Below are 18,541 nucleotides of genomic sequence, written 5' to 3' on the forward strand. Positions count from 1 at the left end.
GGGAGGGAGAGCATGAGAAGACCCAAAATAGTATTTCGGAATGTAGCCAAGGAGTACCAATTATTTAAATCCAATTCGGAAAAAATAAAGGATCTGATTTTATGGAGCAAAAAGAACCGAAGCTTTTTGGCGTTAAACAAGGTATCCTTTGAAGTATACGAAGGGGAAACGATTGGTGTGATCGGCGTGAATGGTTCCGGAAAGTCCACTCTGTCCAGCCTCCTGGCTCAAGTAACAGCCCCAACGTCAGGGAGTATCCAGGTGAATGGCGAAACCAGTTTAATTGCCATATCTGCAGGGTTGAATAATCAGCTTACCGGCCTGGAAAATATTGAATTGAAGGGCCTAATGCTTGGACTGAAGAAGGCGGAGATCAAAAGACTTACGCCTGCAATAGCAGAATTTGCAGATATAGGGGAATTCATTCAGCAGCCTGTTAAAAAATACTCCAGCGGAATGAAGGCACGGCTGGGATTTGCCATTTCGGTACATGCCAATCCGGACATTCTGGTAGTAGATGAGGCTCTTTCTGTTGGAGATGAGACATTCTATAAAAAATGCCTGGAAAAAATAAATGAATTTAAAGACTCCGGAAAAACTATTTTTTTTATCAGCCACTCACTCTCACAAATTGGCTCCCTTGCTGACCGTGTCCTATGGCTTCATTTTGGAGAGGTAAAAGAATTTGGTGAAAGCAGGGAAGTAATCGGAAAGTATAAGGAGTATATTTCCTGGTACAATGAGCTGGAAGAAGAGGAGAAAAAGGCCTATAAATCTGAGATGTTTTTCAGGCAAAGGATGAGTTTAAAGTAAAAAGGAGGGGAAGTCCCCTCCTTTTGTTATCTTTCAAACACCTGATAGGCTCCTGTATTTCCATCCTGAATAATGTTCCCGTCAAACTGGGTTCCCTTTAGAATAAAGTATTCCAGCCTGCTGCCTTCTGTGCTGGTATAAGAGTTGTTCTCAAGAGTTACGTTATTGCCGTGTGTTACATGCAGAAATGCTCTGGCATTTCCTGTTCCCGAGTTTTTCTTAAATGTAATATGGTTTCCCCTGCTAACAAAGTGGTAGTCAAAATTCTCTGCGTAGTTGCTTTCAAATGTGATATACTCCGCAGTTGAATGCGTTCCAAAACCGCTGTTTCCTGCCGCAAGCGTCCCTTTTTCAGGACCGTAGGCTCTGTTGTTCTCTGCTCTGCCAAACCGGGAAGGGATATCACCCGAGAAATCAACACCTCTGCGCACCTTTTCAAAAGTAGAATTTGAAATGGAGGTGCCCCTGCCGCCATAATCCTGGAAGCCATAGCCCATGGCAATTTCCCTATCTGTATGAAGGCTGAAAAAGGACTTTTCCACTCTGGCATTTATATTCTTAATAAGTTTAATTCCAGTTTGCTTAGCCTTGCTGATATTTAAATTCTTAAAGGTTGAATCTATTGCAGGTTCAATTACAATAGCGGTGTTCTTGGCAGGCTTGCTGTAAGAGAACCGGATATTTTCCATATGAATGGTTTTAGGGGAGTAAAGCTTAATGGTTACTTTTTCATTCTTGCTGATTGAATAGCTATCGTTTGTTTTAGAAGAAAGAAAGATCGTTTTTCCTGAAACACTTTTTACCGTATGTATCTCACCCTTTGTAAGACTGTTCCGATGATCCCAATGCCAAAGCTTGTCGGATTTAAGCTCAATAATATCGCCTGGATGAGCATCTGCAGCAGACTCGGCCACAATGGACAAATTCCCTTTGGTGACATCCTCTGCAGCTTTGGTAATTGACTTGGCTCTATTCTTGAAAACAAAAACCTTTTCGCTTTCTGACAGCTGAATAATATTTGCTTTCTCTTTCCCGGAACGGATTTTTATGCTTTTTCGTGCTGTCAGTGTTTGATCAATATAATAGGTGGCGCCTTCTTTTAACTTAATGGTATCAGCACCGGTATCCAGAGCCTTTTGCAGTGCAGCAGTATCCGGTTTTTGATCAAATCCGTCAGCTCCGAACTCCTCAGGGGTTATGACATCCGGAGATGGTGCTTGATTGAAAATAATCAGCAGGACAATAATAAGGAGAACAAGGAGGCCAAGTGTTTTTTTTGCTGTACTTTTCAACATATATCCTCCCTTGCAAGTCAGCTTTTGTCTTCTTCCCGCTTTATGGGCCTTACAAACCTAGTTTATATCAATTCCATAAAAAAACCCCGAACTTTGCATTCGGGGTGAGTTTGTAATCATCTTATATAAGTTTGATATAATCCTTTATTGCCGTAGTGTTTGATAGAGCCTTTAAAACTGGTGCTTCTTAATATAAAATATTCCAGTTTGCTCTTGTTCTCACTGATATAAGTATTATTGGCAACAGTAATATTATCTCCATAATTTGTATGCATGAATGCCTTCGTGATTCCGGTTCCGGTATTGTTTTTAAAAGTAATCTTATCTCCCCGGCTGACAAAATGATAGTCAAAGTTCTTCACGTAGTTATTTTTAAATACAATATTCTCAGCTGTTGAATGGGTTCCGAAGCCGCTGTTTCCCGAAGCAAGAGAGCCCTTAGGAGGCCCAAATGCTTTGCTGGACTCCACCAGACCATATCGGGAAGGGATATCCCCTGAAAAATCCACACCTCTTCTTACTCGATCAAAGGTGGATTTAATTATTTTTGTCTTAATTCCGCCATAATCCTGAATCCCATACCCTGTATTGATATCTTTCGTTGTTCCAAGATTAAAGTAAGATCCGTCCACTTTTGCATTCACATTTTTAATCAGCTTTAAGCCTATAAGCTTGGAATTCTTAATAGAGATATTTTGAAAGCTGGAACTTTTACTTGGATCTATAATGATAGCAGTTGTATTAGATGGCTTAGGATACACAAAATCCACATTCTCCAGAACAATATTCCTTGGAGAGTAGGTGCGCACCTGTACGGCTTCATCTTTACCTGCATTATATGCATCATCTGTTTTGGTACTTAAATAAACTTTATTCCCTTTAACACTCTTAACTGTATGAATTTCACCCTTTGTCAAAGTGTTTCGGTTATCCCACTTCCATAGCTTGCTGGATTTAAGTTCAATGATATCTCCTTGCTTAATTCCTTTCGAATCCTGGACACTTATGTAGGATGAACCCTTTACTATTTTTTGTGCCGCTTTGGTATTAACAGCGGAGGTATTCTTAAAATATATGATTCCTTGCTTATCTGAATGCTGGATTATGGAGGCTTTTCTTTTTCCCGAGACAATCTTAATGCTTTGATTAATGGTTATTCTCTTGTCTATGATGTACTTGCTGCCTTCTTTTAAAATTACAGTATCAGCTCCGCTGTTAAAAGCTTTTCTCATAGCCTCTGTATCTGGCCTGGAATCGAACCCATTGGCACCGAATTGCTCAGGAGTGACGGTTAAGGCAGCTGAAGATGCTGATAATGGGATGCTGAGAATAGTAAGCAATAAAACAAGCGGTACTAAAGTTAAGTATAGGCTCCTGATCATAGTTATGCTCCTTTAAGTCTTATTATTTTTTGATGGTTAGAGGAAAAACGGAATCTATAGGACTATATAAAAATATGCAACCAGGAAAATAATCATAGTTATTTTTACTTATATCGTCAGCGTTTAAATGGTTTGAAGGAAAGTTGTAAAAAAATACATATTTATTTGACGGCTGAAAAATATTGAGGATAGAAACGGAAGTGGAGTAGCCATATGGAAATAGAAAGCAGGCAGGAATGATTACGGAAGGGAATGTCTTTCAACTATTCTTTTGGGTCTTCTGTTGTAACTTCTATGGATTTTTCTTCTATATTAATTCTCTCTTCATTCTCAATTTCCCGATGTGCGGCTCCTATCTTTCTGGTTGCTGCTTTTCTTACTAACAGATTCTTGTTTAGCAACGGCTTTCTACAGAGCACTCTCATAATAAAAGTGCTCCAGGAGCTGGCAGAATGTATATTTTTTTTTCATTTTATTAATTTAAAGCGTGAATGAGTCGATATACTAAGAGGAGCATATTATTGATATTCGTTATAAAACAGAAGAAAAGGGGACAGACAGAAAGTGAGGAAATTTAAACACAAGCTATTGCTGGTATTCTTGGCGATTTTTGTGATATTGGCAGGTACGGTCAGCTCGTATAATATCATCGCTGCCATTAATAGCAACAGCATCCAGTTAAAGAACTTCAAAGAAAATTTGATTAAGGATTATGATGCCAATGTCAGAAGCCAGGTGGAATCTGCTTATTCGCTTTTGAATTATGCGTATGAAAAATATCAATCAGGTGAATTATCAGAAGCTGAAGCGAAATCACTTGGTGGAGAGCTAATAAAAGAACTCAGGTATGGAGAATCGGGTTATTTTTGGATTGATGATACGGAGGGCAATCTTGTAGCACATCCTATTACACCAGATGCTGAAGGATCAAACCGGCTGGAAATCCAGGACCCCGACGGCACCTATTTAATAAAAAATATCCTTTCAGCAGCTGATAACGATGGATTTTCCGAGTATATGTGGGAAAAGCCGGGAACAGAGGGACTGGTAAAAAAGCGTGTTTACTCCAAACTGTTTGAGCCCTGGGACTATGTAGTCAGTACAGGAAACTATTTGGATGATATAGATTCCATAGTAGCTGAAACAGAGCAGTATTATAAACAGGAAATGATTATAAATGTAAGAAACCAACTCATTATTATTGGCATTTTATTGCTGGCGGCTGGTATTATCGCTTATATATTCAGTAATCGGGTGTCTAAACATATTGAAGCGATTTCAGCACATGTCAAAAGAATCGCTAATAATGATCTCTCTGCTGAAGACCTTGCTATTCCAGCAAAGGATGAAATCGGCCAATTAAGCACGGGTGTTAATGGCATGGCAGCAAATCTCAGAAAGGTCATTCAAGATGTTGTAAATGATTCCGACGAAGTAAGCAGCCACAGCGAAGGGTTGAATCAGTCTTCAAACGAGGTGACAGAGGGAACGAGCCAGGTAGCCTCTACAATGCAGGAATTATCATCCGGTTCTGAGACGCAGGCGAGTTCAGCTTCAGATTTATCCGAGGCCATGAATGAATTTGTCGAGTACATAAGAACAGCCAATGAAAACAGCGGACAGGTTTCAAACCTGTCAGAAGAAGTCTTGTGTTTAACATCAGAAGGAAACAAGGCAATGACCACCTCCATACAGCAAATGAATACGATTGATCAAATTGTTAAGAGAGCAGTTGAAAAAGTCCAGGGTCTTGATAAACAGTCACAGGAAATCGCCAAGCTCATCTCCGTCATTAAGGAAATTGCAGATCAAACCAACCTTCTAGCGTTAAATGCGGCCATTGAGGCTGCACGGGCCGGAGAACACGGCAAGGGATTCTCTGTCGTAGCGGAAGAAGTGCGTAAACTGGCTGAGCAAGTATCGCATTCTGTCTCAGATATTACAATGATCGTAACCGGGATAAAAGATGAATCCAATGATGTTGTCATATCACTTCAAAACGGATACGGAGAGGTCACAAAAGGAACAGAACAAATGAGAGTGACAGAAGGAACCTTCCATCAAATTAATGGGGCAGTTACAGATATGGTCAACCGTCTGCAGGCAGTTACACAGCAGCTCTCGCAAATTACTGAAAACAGCACGAAGGTCAGCCAATCAATCGAAGACATAGCAGCCATATCAGAGGAATCTGCTGCTGGTATTGAGCAGATTGCAGCATCCATCCAGCAAACGAACAGCTCTATGGAAGAAGTGACAGGAAGTTCGAAACGACTGTCTGAACTTGCTGATGGGCTTAATGATATGGTGAAGGTATTTAAGTTATAGGTTAAGCCCCAAAATAAGAAATTGAAACCTTGCTGTTTATCTGCGGCAAGGTTTTAGCTATTTTTAGATAGCTATGTGAGATGCAAGTTTTCTTTTTTGTTTGGGTGATGTTGTTGAGTTGTATATGATGCAAATAGATGAAGAAAACTGCAGTTAGAACACCATGTTTGCAAATAGAATTGAAATCCTGCAATAGGCTCCTTCAGTTTTCAAGTATTTCGGAACTCGTAATGCTAATAGTAAAAGGGGACTATCATTATCCAATTTTTTCAATTCCCACCTTAAAATTTCTTTTATTATGATTTGTCTGGAAAAACTCTATACACATAGTACATATAGAGTGGTGATCTGTTCTTTTAAAGGTCTTTTTTCCTGATTGGAGAGCGTGATAATTTACCCGTTTTTACTTATTTACTCAATTTTTACAAATATCAGATTGTATGCCTAAAAGATGAGTGATTTACTAGAATGGTAGTCTTATGTAAACGTTTAAAATAAGGAAATAGGAGAGGATTACATGATTGGTAAGCAGCGCATAAAGTTACTGAGCTTTATTAGTGTTTTTGCTTTGATTCTTAGTCTATTCAGTCCTTTTGCCACGGCTGGTGCAGAAGAAGTGAAGTCTGTGGCAGAAGCAATAGCCAATAATAACGGTACAGCGACAGTTGAAGGATATATTGTAGGAACGACAGCAAATGGCCCGAAATATACACATAATGCTCCATTCGCGGTTGAAACAAATTTGGCAATTGCAGATTCCGCAAGTGAAACAGACCCAAGTAAAATACTTCCGGTTCAATTGCCGAATAATTCTATAAGGGCAGAGCTGAATTTAGCAGATAACCCGGAGAACCTTGGGAAGAAAGTACAAATTACAGGCTCACTTGAAGCATACTTTACAGTTCCAGGTTTAAAAAGCCCAACTGCTTACACGTTTGCAGAAGATACGGGTACACCTCAGGTATCAGCGGTTACAGCTTCCCCTGAAGCAGGACCAGTTAAAGCTGGAACGGCAGTTGAACTATCAACCTCCACTGATGGCGCTGCAATCCATTATACAGTTGATGGGTCAGAGCCAACGGCTGAAAGCGAAGTATATTCTAATCCAATCGTCATTAATGATGAGACAACTATTAAAGCCATAGCTGTAAAAGAAGGCTTAACTGACAGCAAGGTGTCTGTATTTCAATACATGATTGGGCTTGAAGGTTTGCACATTCATGATATCCAGGGTGTGGGACACTATTCCCAATATGCCAACCAGCAGGTTTCAGACGTTGAAGGAATTGTCACCAAGGTGGTAGACAGCAGCAATTTCTACATGCAGGATCAGCAGCCTGACGATGATGAGAGAACTTCTGAAGGAATCCTGGTTTATAAAAAGGGACATGGTGTATCTGTTGGAGATGTGGTATCCGTTTCTGGCCAGGTGAAAGAATGGGTGCTTGACGGATATGCTGAAAAACTGGAGACAGATTTGCCAGTCACCGAAATTAATGCTTCAGCAATTAATAAAATTGCTTCAGGCCAGGAGCTTCCTGCTCCAGTCACTCTGAATAATGAGAACCTGCCAACTGAAGTGATCGATGATGACAGCTTTGGGGAGTTTGATCCGGAGCAGGACGGCATTGATTTTTATGAAAGCCTGGAAGGCATGCTTGTTCAAGTGGACAACCCTAAAGTGGTGGCACCGCAAAAATACGGTGAGCTTATAGTCGTTCCGGAAGATGTGGAAACAAACACAACAGCAGGCGGCCTTCGCATCTCGGAAAATGATTTTAACCCTGAGAGGATCACTATTGATATTAATGATGAAAATTTTGTAGCTAAAATGGGCGACAGCTTCAACGGCAGTGTCCAGGGGGTTGTCAGCTACGGCTTCAGCAACTATAAAGTGTTAAGTGATGCAGACTCATTGCCAGAATTTGTAGAAGGCCCTGCAGTAAGAGAGGAAACAAGTCTTATTCCTGAAGAGGATCAATTAACCATCGCATCTTATAATGTTGAAAACTTCTCAACCAAAACGGATGCTGAAAAGGTTACGAGATTAGCAGAAGCTATTGTTGATAATATGAAGCAGCCGGATATCATTGGTCTGACAGAGGTTCAGGATAATGACGGGCCAACGGATAGCGGCACAACAGAAGCAGATCTAAGTGCAGCATTATTAATTGAAAAAATAAAAGAACTGGGCGGTCCAGCTTACACATATACTGACATCGCTCCAGAAGATAAACAGGATGGCGGCCAGCCGGGAGGAAACATCCGTGTGGGCTTCCTTTATAACGCTGAAAGGGTAACATTATCCGAAGGTGATAAGGGCTCTGCAACTGATGCAGTTGATTTTGAAAATGGCAAATTGACGCTAAACCCGGGACGCATTGATCCAACAAATGAAGCATTTGAAGATAGCCGCAAAGCACTGGCGGCCCAGTTCGAATTCCAGGGGGAAAGCGTAATTGTCGTGGCCAACCATTTTAACTCGAAAGGCGGAGATCTTCCGTTATTCGGAAAAGTGCAGCCCCCTGTCTTAAACAGTGAAATTCAGCGCATGAAAATCGCTAACGTGGTTAACGGTTTTGTAAAGGATGTCAAAGCGGAAGACCCAAATGCCAATATCGTCCTGCTTGGTGACTTTAACGATTTTGAATTCTCCAATCCTTTAAAGGCTTTAAAGGGCGATGAATTAACAAACATGATCGAAAAAGTGCAGCCAGAAGAGCGCTATACGTATAACTACCAGGGAAATGCGCAGGTTCTGGATCACATTTTAGTATCCAACAACCTCGCCAAGAAAACAGAAGTCGATATTCTTCACATCAACTCAGGCTTCATGGAAGAGCATGGCCGGGCAAGTGACCATGACCCTGTCATGATTCAGACAAGCTTAAAGCCGGCAGTTAAACCGGAAGAGCCTAAATATGATCATGTTTTCAATCTAGTAAACTACCATGCGAAGAAATTCGTGGTTGGACCACATAATGCTTTGGTAGTAATGGATGGAACATCCAGCCTCTCGCAAGGTCTATGGCTGAAGAAATCAGCAGCAGTTAAAGGCGAAGGTCTGAAAAATACAAAAGTGGTCATCAGCTCTGCCAACAAAGGAGCAATTGTCGATCTAACAGGGTCAGAAATTAAAGAAGTCATGATCGAAAGCAGCAAAGTCGTGGAAATCCGCGGTGCCGAAAATGTACAGAAATGGACGCTTGGGAAAAAAGCGGATCCGTCTCATATTATTTTCAAAGATTCCGATGGGGAGGAAATAGAGTCTCCATATGAGGAAGAGGAAGCTGCGTAAGCAGGGCAGTAGCCGGAGTGATGATACTCCGGCTTTCTTTATTTATAAGGCTTTTTTTAAAATCGCATCGTGTTCCATTTTTCTTTAAAGGATTTAATTTAAACAAAAATATTCTAAAAATTCTTTGTTGACTGAATTTACCTTCAAATGTATCATATATTATATATCATATATGATATATGATTTTACTTTATTAGATAAAAAGGAGAACGGCGGATTGAGTATGTACCGAACAAAAAAAGAAATGATTTACCAAACTCTTAAAGAAGAGATCCTGAGCGGTCAATATGAATTTGGTGAAAAGCTGGTTATCAGCCGTCTTGCTGTAAGGTTTCAAAGCAGTGAAATCCCGGTTAGGGAAGCGATCAGTCAATTAGACTCTGAAAAGCTGATTGAATTCAAGCCTCATGTAGGTGCTGTTGTAAGTACCTTATCGTCTAAGGATATCCAGGAGATTTTTGAATTGCGGGTTGAATTGGAAGGGCTTGCAACGAGGTTTGCGGTTGAAGGAGTGACTGAAACACTCATGGTTGAGCTGAGGGAGATTCTGGATGAATCCATTGAGGCCTTTAATAAAAAAGATTACATCCATTTTGAAACATTGAACGTGAAGTTTCATAAAAAAATCTATTCAGCTTGCAATAATCAGCTGCTCATTCGGACAATTGATGAGCTTTGGGCAAATACGAAACGGTACCCTTCGCTTTTTAAAGGCAATGACGAGCATATTAAAGCTTCGATCGAAGAACATGAAGAGATTTACCAGGCTTTATTGCAAAAAGACAGCATGCTTGCAGAAAGCTACATGATTAAGCATAAAACCCGTGCTGGCCGGGAAATTCTCAGATTGAACCAGCGGAAGTTTTACGATAAGGTGAACAGCCTTATTCCTAATCGAAGCAGTTAAATTAAAATCCAGGGAGGAAGAATCATTGAAATATGTACGCTTTTCTAAAAACAATAAGACTTTATTCGGAATTTTAGAGGGAGAAACGATATCGCAATTGGATGGGGATTTTCTATCAGGAGCAGCTAAGTCAACGGGTGATACTTTCCATATTGAGGAAGTAGCACTTTTGGCTCCGGTAGATCCTCGCCAGGTAGTGGCGATCGGTTTAAACTATGCACTTCATGCGGAAGAAAGCGGAAAGCCGATTCCGGATGAGCCGATGATGTTTATGGTATCCCCAACATCGGTTGTTGCAGATGGGGAAGAAATTGTTTTGCCTAACCTTGAGCATCGGATCGATTATGAGGCTGAGCTGGCTATCGTGATAGGCAAGCAAGCGAAGGATGTTCAAAAAGAAGAGGCTTTGGACTATGTGTTTGGCTATACTGCCTGCAATGATGTTTCAGACCGCAACCTTCAGAAAAAGGATGGTCAGTTTACTAGAGCCAAGTCATTTGCAACTTTTAAGCCTTTAGGTCCTGTCATTGAATCAGACCTGAACCCGAATAATGTTGAAATTAAACTGACAGTGAATGGAGAAGTAAGACAGCATTCCAATACAGATGATTTAATTCATGATATCGAATCCCTTATTGTGAAGGTTACAGAAGTGATGACATTGAATCCTGGGGACATCATTATTACCGGTACTCCGTCAGGTGTTGGGCCCTTAAAGCCGGGCGATGATGTTGTTCTTGAAATTGAAGGGATTGGCCGATTAAGAAATACAGTTGTGGATGGCACTAAAGGGACAAATAGATCGGCAGAAGAGACACATACAGCATAAAGAATCTTTTAAAAGGGGGATCGGAATGAATATTAATACTGAAAAAATCAGGCAGTTTTCCAGCCAATTGCTGATGAAGGTCAATGTGCCTCAGGATGAAGCAGAAATCATAACGGAGGTTTTGCTGGAAGCAGATTTGAGAGAAATACACAGTCATGGTTTTTTAAGACTTCCCATTTATGTGGAACGGATTCAAAAAGGACTTATCACAAATAAGGTTAATCTGAACGCAGAACAAGAGAATCCTGTATTGGCCCTTCTGGATGGGAATTACGGTGCCGGCCAGGTGGTGGCTTACAAAGCAATGGAAAAGTCCATTGAGAAAGCGGAAGAATCAGGCATTGGATTAGTCGCTGTGAAAAACAGCAACCATTTCGGGATTACTGCTTACTATTCGCTAATGGCTGCCAAGCAAGACAAAATTGGCATTGTTATCAGTAATGTGGCTCCTTTAATGCCTGCAATTGGGGGAGCTGAAAAGGTCATCGGGAACAATCCGATATCTATTGCTGCGCCATCGGGTGAAGGAGATCCCATTGTATTGGACATGGCCCTAAGCAACACGGCATTTGGAAAGATTCTATTTGCGAAAGAGAAGAATCAGCCAATCCCTGAAGGCTGGGGTGTTGATGCAAAGGGTGTGCCTACGACAAATCCGGATGATGTTATAAATGGAGGATTCCTCTCACCGGTAGGAGGACCAAAAGGCTTTGGGCTGGCACTTATGGCTGAAATCCTGACAGGAGTATTATCCGGCGGGCATTTTTCTAAAATGATTCCTTCCATGTATGATGTGAATCAAAAACAATCCATCTCTCATTTCATGCTGACAATTGATATTAAACAGCTTATTCCTCTGGAAATCTATTACAGCAGTGTCAAACAGCTAGTTTCTTATATCAGAGATTCCAAGAAAGCGGAAGGCACCGACCATATCTATCTTCCTGGTGAAATAGAATTTTTAAAAGAAAAGCGGAATAAAGAAGCAGGCGTTCCGATGGAAGAGAAAACTTTCAACAGCTTGAATGAACTGGCCAGAACTCTTGGTGTTGAAGAGTTAACGGTTTAATTGAATAAAAAAATTATAAGGAGGAAGAGCAAAGGTATGAGCGAAACAGTTCTGTCACAGGAAAGTGCAGCGAAAAAGACTCAGTTTAAAGTAATCGATACGGACATTCATCATGATATCGCTTCTGTAGATGATTTACTTCCTTATTTATCAGATCATTGGAAGCGCTATATTACGGATTATAATTGGAAACCGATTAAAACCACTCCTTTTCATCAAGTTCGTAGCGGGACAAAGTACAGAGGAGACTCTTTCGGCGAAAATAAAAGACCGCCGGGCTCTGACTTTGAAATATTAAAGAAACAATTGCTGGATGATCATGAAATTACTTATGGCGTTCTGGGGGGATGGTTCCACGAAGCAACCGTCGCTACCGGCTGGTTTGAATTTGCGGCAGCCAGGGCAGCAGCCTACAACGATTATACGATTGAACATTGGCTGAACAAAGATAAGCGATTGCTGGGATCTATTACGATTCCCGCAGATCCTGTTGCAGCAGTCCGTGAAATTGATCGGGTTGGGCATCATCCGCAGATGGTGCAGGTGATGATGTCCATCGGAAACTTTGCCTGGGGAGACCCCCGATTCCACCCGATTTTTGAAGCGGCGGAACGCCACGGACTTGCCATTGGCATGCATTTATCAGCTGATATTACTTTCCAGGGCGGCGAGTTTTTAAGATATTACGTCGCATGGCGTGCGGCACACCCGCAGGCTTATATGACACAAGTAATCAGCCTGATAACAAATGGAGTCTTTGATAAATACCCGAATCTGAAGGTAGCCTTAATTGAAGGCGGGTTTGAATGGGTGCCATTTATGATGAACCGTATGGATGCAGCGTATAAAGGGCTTCGGCAGGAAACACCATGGGTGAAACGGATGCCGAGTGACTATTTCCGTGACAACATGCGGTTTAGCACACAGCCATGGCATGATATATCAGCTAAGCACTTCCTTGATATCATCGATATGATGGGGACGGATAAGATGCTGATGTTCTCAACTGACTATCCTCACTGGGATTTTGATGCTCCAAAGAGAACGTTGCCGCATAAAATTTCTGATGATTTAAAAAATAAAATCTTATACGAAAATGCAAGGGAATTATATAATCTTTAATTTCTATGCAGAAAGGAGGAACCCTCATTGAAATACAGCGTTTGTAAAGCAGCAGATTTACAGCTCGGTCAAATGAAAGCCTTTACAGTAGAACACAAATCAATTGTGGTTGTTCGTTCCCAGGAAGGGGATTTATATGCGCTTCGAAATGTTTGCCCTCACAAGGGACCTGCTCTTTCAGACGGATCACTGGATGGAACGTGTACGGCAAATGAGCCTGGCGAGTACACCCTTGAAAAAGTGGGTGAAGTGATTAAGTGTCCATGGCATAATTGGGAGTTTGATATTAAAACAGGATGCTCCATTTTTGATCCGGAAAACGTGCGGGTTAAGACTTTTGATGTTATTGAGGAAGAGGGAACTGTTTTTATACAGGTATAGAAACGCCAGGATACAGCTCTATCATTCTGCTGGGATCTGGCGGCAAACATCATTAGTAGATTTAGAGGTTAACCGAGGCGTATCTTTTTGCTTTGATAAATTGGCATAAAAGGGGTGATTTAAATGGGAAGGCTGCATAACAAAGTAGTTCTTATAACCGGTTCTGCAGGTGGCCTAGGTTTGGAAATTGGGGTACATATGGCGAAAGAAGGGGCAAAAGTCATCCTGAATGATGTTAATGAGGAACTGGTTAAGGATTCGGCTGCAGCTTTAAAGGAAGATCATGAAGCAGATTATGTGGTTGGAGATGTATCCAGCAAAGCTGATGTAACCAGGATGTTTGACCAGATCATCGAACGTCATGGGAAAATTGACATTCTGGTTAATAATGCAGGAGGCAGCCTGCATACTCCTCGCGCTCTTGAAGAGATTGAGGAGGAGCATTGGGATAAGGTTCTCAATGTTAATCTAAAAGGAACGTTTCTGACTTCACAGGCTTTCGTGAAATATACCAAAGAGAACGGCGGCGGGAAAATCATCAATATGTCCTCCATTGGCGGAAGGACTGCCAGCTTAATCACCGGTGTAGCGTACGCAGCAGCTAAGGGTGGAGTTATAAACTTTTCGAGAAGGCTGGCAAAAGAAGTCGGGGAATTTGGAATTAATGTGAATGTGATTGCCCCAGGATTAATTATTAGCGGTGAGCGAATGCACCATTTATTTTATGAGGAGAATTCAGAGGAGCAAAGAAAACAAACCCTTTCCGAAATTCCGCTAAAGGCACTTGGAGAAAAAGAGGATATTGCCAATGCTGCGGTTTTCTTGGCATCAGATGAGGCCCGGTATATGACAGGGGCAGTGCTTGATGTAAATGGCGGAAGGTTTATGGGATAACAGCTAATGATTGTTTGTTGGCAATTATCACTTTTTCAAAGGTGGAAATAAAGGGTTGTTTTTTTTCAAAAAGCAGAGTGAATTTAGGAGGTGTTAATGGTGTTTAAAGTAGTCTCTTCTTCACCGACTTTCGGTTTGTTTTCGAAGGATCCTGTCACACTTCTGGAATCCAAAAACTATCATCTTGAAATTCTGCCAAAGGAGATTACTGCCAATGAAGAGAGGTTTGCAGAAGCGCTTAAAGACGTAGATGCCTTAATTGTAGGAGTCGAAAAGATTACTCCGGCCGTACTAAAATATGCGGAAAAATTGAAGGTAATCGCCAAACATGGGGCTGGAGTCGACAATATTGACCTGGATGAAGCAGCAAAAAAGGGGATCCTCGTTACGAACGCTCCTGGTGCGAACCGCCATGCTGTTGCAGATCTGGTCTTTGGTTTATTTTTGTCGATTGCCAGGAAGATTCCGGAGGCTTTTCAAGAAGTGAAGGGAAATCAATGGCCCCGGATTGTTGGCAACGAGATCTACCAGAAGACTCTTGGCGTTATTGGAACAGGAAAGATAGGAAAAGAAGTGATCCGCAGAGCACAGGGGTTTAATATGAACGTAATTTGTTACGATCTTTTTCCGGATGAGGGTATTGAGGAACAGGGACTTGGAAAGTATGTATCCTTTGAAGAACTGCTGGAAGGTTCAGACTTTATTACCATTCATACGGACTTAAATCAAGAATCGCAGGCCATGATTGGCAGCATAGAATTAGCTCTCATGAAAAAAAGCGCCTACATTGTGAATACGGCCCGCGGTGGTATCATCGATGAGCAGGCTTTATATGCTGCTCTGGAATCCGGCTTGATTAAAGGGGCAGCGATGGATGTTTTTGAGAAAGAGCCTATAGCTGATTCACCTCTTCTCAAGTTGCCGAATTTTGTTGCAACCCCACATATGGCGGGTTATACGGAAGAGGCTTTGAGAGAAGTAGGGATGCTTACTGCACAAAATGTCATTGATGTTCTCGAAGCAAGGCAGCCCGCTTATCCTGTTACATAAATGGTATGGGAGGAGGAACTGGTATTCTTGATATTTTTCAAGCTTTAAATGCCAAAAAAGAAACATCTTTAGATCTCTTGAAGGAATTTGTCGAGCTGGAGTCCTTCTCCCTTGATAAACAGGGAGTAGATAAGCTGGGTTCTCATCTTATCCATGTCTTCTCCAAATACCCTGTAAAGGCTGAAAGTATAAAGGAAGAGCAATATGGGAATCACCTTCGTTTTCAGCTTGGAGAGGGTGAAAAGCAACTATTGCTGTTAAGTCATTTAGACACCGTTTATCCGAAGGGGACAATTGAAAACATGCCCTTTCAAGTGGAGGGGAGAAATGTAAGAGGCCCGGGGGTTATTGACATTAAAGCAAGCTATGTCATGGTGTACCACCTCTTTGACTTATTGCAAACAACTAAATTAAAAGACTATCAAATCGTTTGGCTGTTAACTTCAGATGAAGAAGCAGGGAGTCCAACTGGCAAGCATGTAGTAAAGCGGGAGGCAGCCAGGAGTGAAGCCGTGCTGGTGCTTGAGCCAGCAACAGACAACGGAGCCTTGAAGACGGCCAGAAAAGGCGGCGGCAGATACACAATTGAAGTTAATGGGATCTCTGCCCATGCAGGACTTAATCCGCAAGATGGAGCGAATGCGATTGAAGAGCTGGCCCATCAAATTACAGATCTTGCAGGCTTTGCTGACTGGTCGAAAGGCACCACGATAAACACAGGAGAAATAAAGGGCGGAAACCTATTTAATGTGGTAGCGGATTATGCATGTGCCGAGATTGATGTTCGGGTAGAAGAAAGGGATGAAGCCCTAAGAATTCAGAAGGTCTTTCATCAGCTAATAGCCAGAAATCCACGTACCAGGTTAAACGTTACGGGATCTATATATCGGCCTCCTCTGATTAAAACAAATCTTACTGGCCGGCTGTTCAAGATGGCTGAAAGGATTGGCCGGGATTTGGGTATCACGCTTCAAGAAGCGATGGTCGGAGGCGGAAGCGATGGAAATTACGCAGCCGAAACCGGGACACCCGTTCTAGATGGTTTAGGAGGATATGGCGGAGGTGCCCACTCTTCATATGAATATTTATTAGTGGATTCTCTTGCTGAGAGGACAGCCATTCTGTACGGCCTGATTCATGAATTAATCCAATTGGACGGAACTTGGAGGTGACTTTAGTGAAAAAAGAAGGCTTTGTTAATGTCATCATGCTAATTTTATGCTTTTTTATGCTCTATATGGTTGGACAATTGCCTGAAGCGAAAGCTACAGAAGAATTAGGGCCAGGCTTTTATCCAAAGCTAATTTTATACATGATCATCGTGTTTAATGTATTGCAGCTTGTTATGATGTTTTTTTCAAAAGCACAGGCTTCTGATGAAGAGTCCGGATTTGAGGCTGGGCGATTTTTTATCATGATTGCCATCATGACAGGGTATGTAATGAGCCTTTCTTATATTGATTATAAGATTGGAACATTTTTATTAATCCTCTCACTTATGCTTTTACTGGGTGTTAAAAGCTATAAGCTGCTGATCTCCGTCTCTGTCATATCTGTCGGTACCATTTATCTGCTCTTTGAAGTATTGCTGAATGTTCATATTTAAAGGAAGGGAGGTTGATTTTAAATGGAGCAAATACTTACACAAGTCTTTGATTTTCAGACGTTAACTCTTGTATTTGCAGGTGTTTTTCTGGGAGTTGTATTTAGTGCCATTCCAGGTTTAACGGCAACAATGGGAATAGCGCTATTGATTCCTTACACTTTCAGCTTGCCCCAAGTACCGGCAATCAGTATGCTGCTGGGTATATATATTGGGGGAATGTATGGGGGATCCATCACAGCAATTCTCATTCGTACTCCAGGTACCCCGTCTGCTGCTGCAACTCTTTTGGACGGGTACCCGATGGCTGCAAAAGGACAGGCCGGTAAAGCGCTCAACTATGCGACAATCGGATCCTTTGTCGGAGGCATCATCAGCTGCTTTATCTTGATTTTGATAGCTCCCCAGCTTGCAGCGTTCGGTTTAAAGTTTGGACCTGCAGAATTCTTTGCCCTAGCAGTTTTTGGGTTAAGTATCGTTGGAACGATATCAGGTAAAAACGTTGTGAAAGGCCTAATTGTAGTTGGTGTGGGTCTGTTAATTGCCACAGTCGGAATGGATCCTATTGGCGGTGTGGCGCGCTTTACATTTGGCAGCATCAACTTAACAAGCGGTGTATCCTTTATACCTGCTTTAATTGGGCTTTTCGCCGTTTCACAGGTTATTAAAGAAATTGAAGAAAAGGTAACAGCAAATACGAAGAAGAAGATTAAATATCAGCGGGAGAGAGTTTCGTTAAGGGAAACATTCTCATATTGGAAAGAATTTCTGCGTGCATCCGCAATTGGAACTTTTATCGGTATCATTCCTGGTACAGGCACTTCTATTGCAACATTTTTAAGCTATAACGAATCGAAGCGTTTTGCTAAACCGGAAAGGCGAAAAGAATATGGAAAGGGAATCCCGGAAGGGGTAATTGCTACGGAGACCTCAAATAACGCTGTAACGGGTGGTGCATTAATTCCTCTTTTAACACTGGGTATCCCAGGTGACGTTGTTACAGCTGTTATTCTCGGGGGGCTATTAATACAAGGGGTAACTCCAGGTCCGCTATTGTTTCAAAATAATGGCCCGCTCGTCTACAGTCTATTTATTACTTTGATTATCGCTAACGTTTTTATGCTTTTGATTGGTTTATTTGCGGTAAGGTTCGTTGGAAAGATTGTCGATGTTCCTAAAAATGTATTGCTCCCTATTGTTGTCACCCTATGTTTTATAGGAAGCTACTCTTTATCTAACAATTTATTCGATGTTTGGGTGGCGCTTGCTTTTGGAGTAATCGGGTATTTGCTGGAGAAATTTAATTATCCATTGCCTCCTCTCATCCTTGGGATAATTCTTGGACCTATTATTGAGTCTAATCTTAGACGGACCATTATTGAGTCAAGCGGGGATCTGTCGGTCTTTTTCACTAGACCAATCTCGGGGGTTTTTCTGACCATTGCTTTAGTGAGCTTTCTTTATCCTCTTATCAAGGATTTTTGGAGGAAGCTGAAAGGCAAAGAAATCATGGAAGAGGATATACCTGCTTAGGAGTAAAAGGTTAAATACCAAACTAATATAAATAAGG

At 41.6% G+C, this 18,541-nt stretch carries 15 protein-coding genes and 1 pseudogene; 13 read left to right on the plus strand and 3 right to left on the minus strand.

Annotated features, from left to right (window positions below; translation table 11 throughout):
* Positions 1-12: 12 nt before the first annotated feature.
* Positions 13-780 (plus strand): annotated as a pseudogene (gene tagH, locus ACEQ1T_RS03000) (teichoic acids export ABC transporter ATP-binding subunit TagH); the annotation flags it as partial.
* A 59-nt stretch (positions 781-839) separates the two neighbouring features.
* On the opposite strand, the gene ACEQ1T_RS03005 reads toward tagH, so the two are convergent.
* The 3 genes from ACEQ1T_RS03005 to ACEQ1T_RS03015 all read right to left on the minus strand — a co-directional run bounded on the left by ACEQ1T_RS03005 (position 840) and on the right by ACEQ1T_RS03015 (position 3,915).
* Positions 840-2,108 (minus strand): hypothetical protein, encoded by a 1,269-nt coding sequence (locus tag ACEQ1T_RS03005; RefSeq protein WP_370221685.1) that lies wholly within the window; start codon positions 2,106-2,108, stop codon positions 840-842.
* Between the two features lie 116 nt (positions 2,109-2,224).
* Positions 2,225-3,490, minus strand: coding sequence for a hypothetical protein (locus ACEQ1T_RS03010; protein ID WP_370221686.1), 1,266 nt, complete (start codon positions 3,488-3,490; stop codon positions 2,225-2,227).
* Positions 3,491-3,753: 263 nt separating this feature from the next.
* Positions 3,754-3,915, minus strand: coding sequence for a hypothetical protein (locus ACEQ1T_RS03015; protein WP_370221687.1), 162 nt, complete (start codon positions 3,913-3,915; stop codon positions 3,754-3,756).
* 139 nt (positions 3,916-4,054) lie between these two features.
* On the opposite strand from ACEQ1T_RS03015, the gene ACEQ1T_RS03020 reads away from it, so the two are divergent.
* The 12 genes from ACEQ1T_RS03020 to ACEQ1T_RS03075 all read left to right on the plus strand — a co-directional run bounded on the left by ACEQ1T_RS03020 (position 4,055) and on the right by ACEQ1T_RS03075 (position 18,504).
* Positions 4,055-5,818 (plus strand): methyl-accepting chemotaxis protein, encoded by a 1,764-nt coding sequence (locus tag ACEQ1T_RS03020; protein WP_370221688.1) that lies wholly within the window; start codon positions 4,055-4,057, stop codon positions 5,816-5,818.
* Positions 5,819-6,335: 517 nt separating this feature from the next.
* Entirely contained in the window at positions 6,336-9,116 is a 2,781-nt protein-coding gene (locus ACEQ1T_RS03025) for a DUF6359 domain-containing protein (protein WP_370221689.1), read from the plus strand.
* A 223-nt stretch (positions 9,117-9,339) separates the two neighbouring features.
* The gene (locus ACEQ1T_RS03030; protein ID WP_370221716.1) at positions 9,340-10,023 is read left to right on the plus strand and encodes a GntR family transcriptional regulator; all 684 of its coding nucleotides are present in this window, start codon (positions 9,340-9,342) and stop codon (positions 10,021-10,023) included.
* Between the two features lie 25 nt (positions 10,024-10,048).
* Positions 10,049-10,852, plus strand: a complete 804-nt coding sequence (locus ACEQ1T_RS03035; RefSeq protein ID WP_370221690.1) for a fumarylacetoacetate hydrolase family protein — start codon at positions 10,049-10,051, stop codon at positions 10,850-10,852.
* Positions 10,853-10,877: 25 nt separating this feature from the next.
* The gene (locus ACEQ1T_RS03040) at positions 10,878-11,921 is read left to right on the plus strand and encodes an Ldh family oxidoreductase (RefSeq protein ID WP_370221691.1); all 1,044 of its coding nucleotides are present in this window, start codon (positions 10,878-10,880) and stop codon (positions 11,919-11,921) included.
* Positions 11,922-11,957: 36 nt separating this feature from the next.
* Positions 11,958-13,043, plus strand: a complete 1,086-nt coding sequence (locus ACEQ1T_RS03045; RefSeq protein WP_370221692.1) for an amidohydrolase family protein — start codon at positions 11,958-11,960, stop codon at positions 13,041-13,043.
* Positions 13,044-13,070: 27 nt separating this feature from the next.
* A complete protein-coding gene (locus tag ACEQ1T_RS03050; protein ID WP_370221693.1) occupies positions 13,071-13,424 on the plus strand; it encodes a Rieske (2Fe-2S) protein in 354 nt (117 codons plus the stop codon).
* 123 nt (positions 13,425-13,547) lie between these two features.
* Complete coding sequence (locus ACEQ1T_RS03055) at positions 13,548-14,318, plus strand: SDR family NAD(P)-dependent oxidoreductase (protein WP_370221694.1); 771 nt, start codon at positions 13,548-13,550, stop codon at positions 14,316-14,318.
* A 96-nt stretch (positions 14,319-14,414) separates the two neighbouring features.
* Positions 14,415-15,368: a phosphoglycerate dehydrogenase gene (locus ACEQ1T_RS03060; protein WP_370221695.1), complete on the plus strand. Its 954-nt coding sequence runs from the start codon at positions 14,415-14,417 to the stop codon at positions 15,366-15,368.
* A gap of 5 nt (positions 15,369-15,373) precedes the next feature.
* Complete coding sequence (locus ACEQ1T_RS03065; RefSeq protein ID WP_370221697.1) at positions 15,374-16,540, plus strand: M20 family metallopeptidase; 1,167 nt, start codon at positions 15,374-15,376, stop codon at positions 16,538-16,540.
* A 5-nt stretch (positions 16,541-16,545) separates the two neighbouring features.
* Positions 16,546-16,974: a tripartite tricarboxylate transporter TctB family protein gene (locus ACEQ1T_RS03070; RefSeq protein WP_370221699.1), complete on the plus strand. Its 429-nt coding sequence runs from the start codon at positions 16,546-16,548 to the stop codon at positions 16,972-16,974.
* A gap of 21 nt (positions 16,975-16,995) precedes the next feature.
* On the plus strand, positions 16,996-18,504 hold the full coding sequence (locus ACEQ1T_RS03075) for a tripartite tricarboxylate transporter permease (protein ID WP_370221701.1): 1,509 nt from the start codon (positions 16,996-16,998) through the stop codon (positions 18,502-18,504).
* The last annotated feature ends 37 nt before the right edge of the window (positions 18,505-18,541 follow it).

The organism is Cytobacillus sp., assembly GCF_964223445.1.
Classification (GTDB): Bacteria; Bacillota; Bacilli; order Bacillales; family Cytobacillaceae; genus Cytobacillus.

Coding starts and splice junctions, on each gene's coding strand:
- ACEQ1T_RS03055 (WP_370221694.1), top strand. CDS start 13,548: ATGGGAAGGCTGCATAACAAAGTAGTTCTTATAACCGGTTCTGCAGGT.
- ACEQ1T_RS03015 (WP_370221687.1), bottom strand. CDS start 3,915: ATGAGAGTGCTCTGTAGAAAGCCGTTGCTAAACAAGAATCTGTTAGTA.
- ACEQ1T_RS03060 (WP_370221695.1), top strand. CDS start 14,415: ATGGTGTTTAAAGTAGTCTCTTCTTCACCGACTTTCGGTTTGTTTTCG.
- ACEQ1T_RS03065 (WP_370221697.1), top strand. CDS start 15,374: ATGGGAGGAGGAACTGGTATTCTTGATATTTTTCAAGCTTTAAATGCC.
- ACEQ1T_RS03005 (WP_370221685.1), bottom strand. CDS start 2,108: ATGTTGAAAAGTACAGCAAAAAAAACACTTGGCCTCCTTGTTCTCCTT.
- ACEQ1T_RS03045 (WP_370221692.1), top strand. CDS start 11,958: ATGAGCGAAACAGTTCTGTCACAGGAAAGTGCAGCGAAAAAGACTCAG.
- ACEQ1T_RS03010 (WP_370221686.1), bottom strand. CDS start 3,490: ATGATCAGGAGCCTATACTTAACTTTAGTACCGCTTGTTTTATTGCTT.
- ACEQ1T_RS03075 (WP_370221701.1), top strand. CDS start 16,996: ATGGAGCAAATACTTACACAAGTCTTTGATTTTCAGACGTTAACTCTT.
- ACEQ1T_RS03025 (WP_370221689.1), top strand. CDS start 6,336: ATGATTGGTAAGCAGCGCATAAAGTTACTGAGCTTTATTAGTGTTTTT.
- ACEQ1T_RS03030 (WP_370221716.1), top strand. CDS start 9,340: ATGTACCGAACAAAAAAAGAAATGATTTACCAAACTCTTAAAGAAGAG.
- ACEQ1T_RS03040 (WP_370221691.1), top strand. CDS start 10,878: ATGAATATTAATACTGAAAAAATCAGGCAGTTTTCCAGCCAATTGCTG.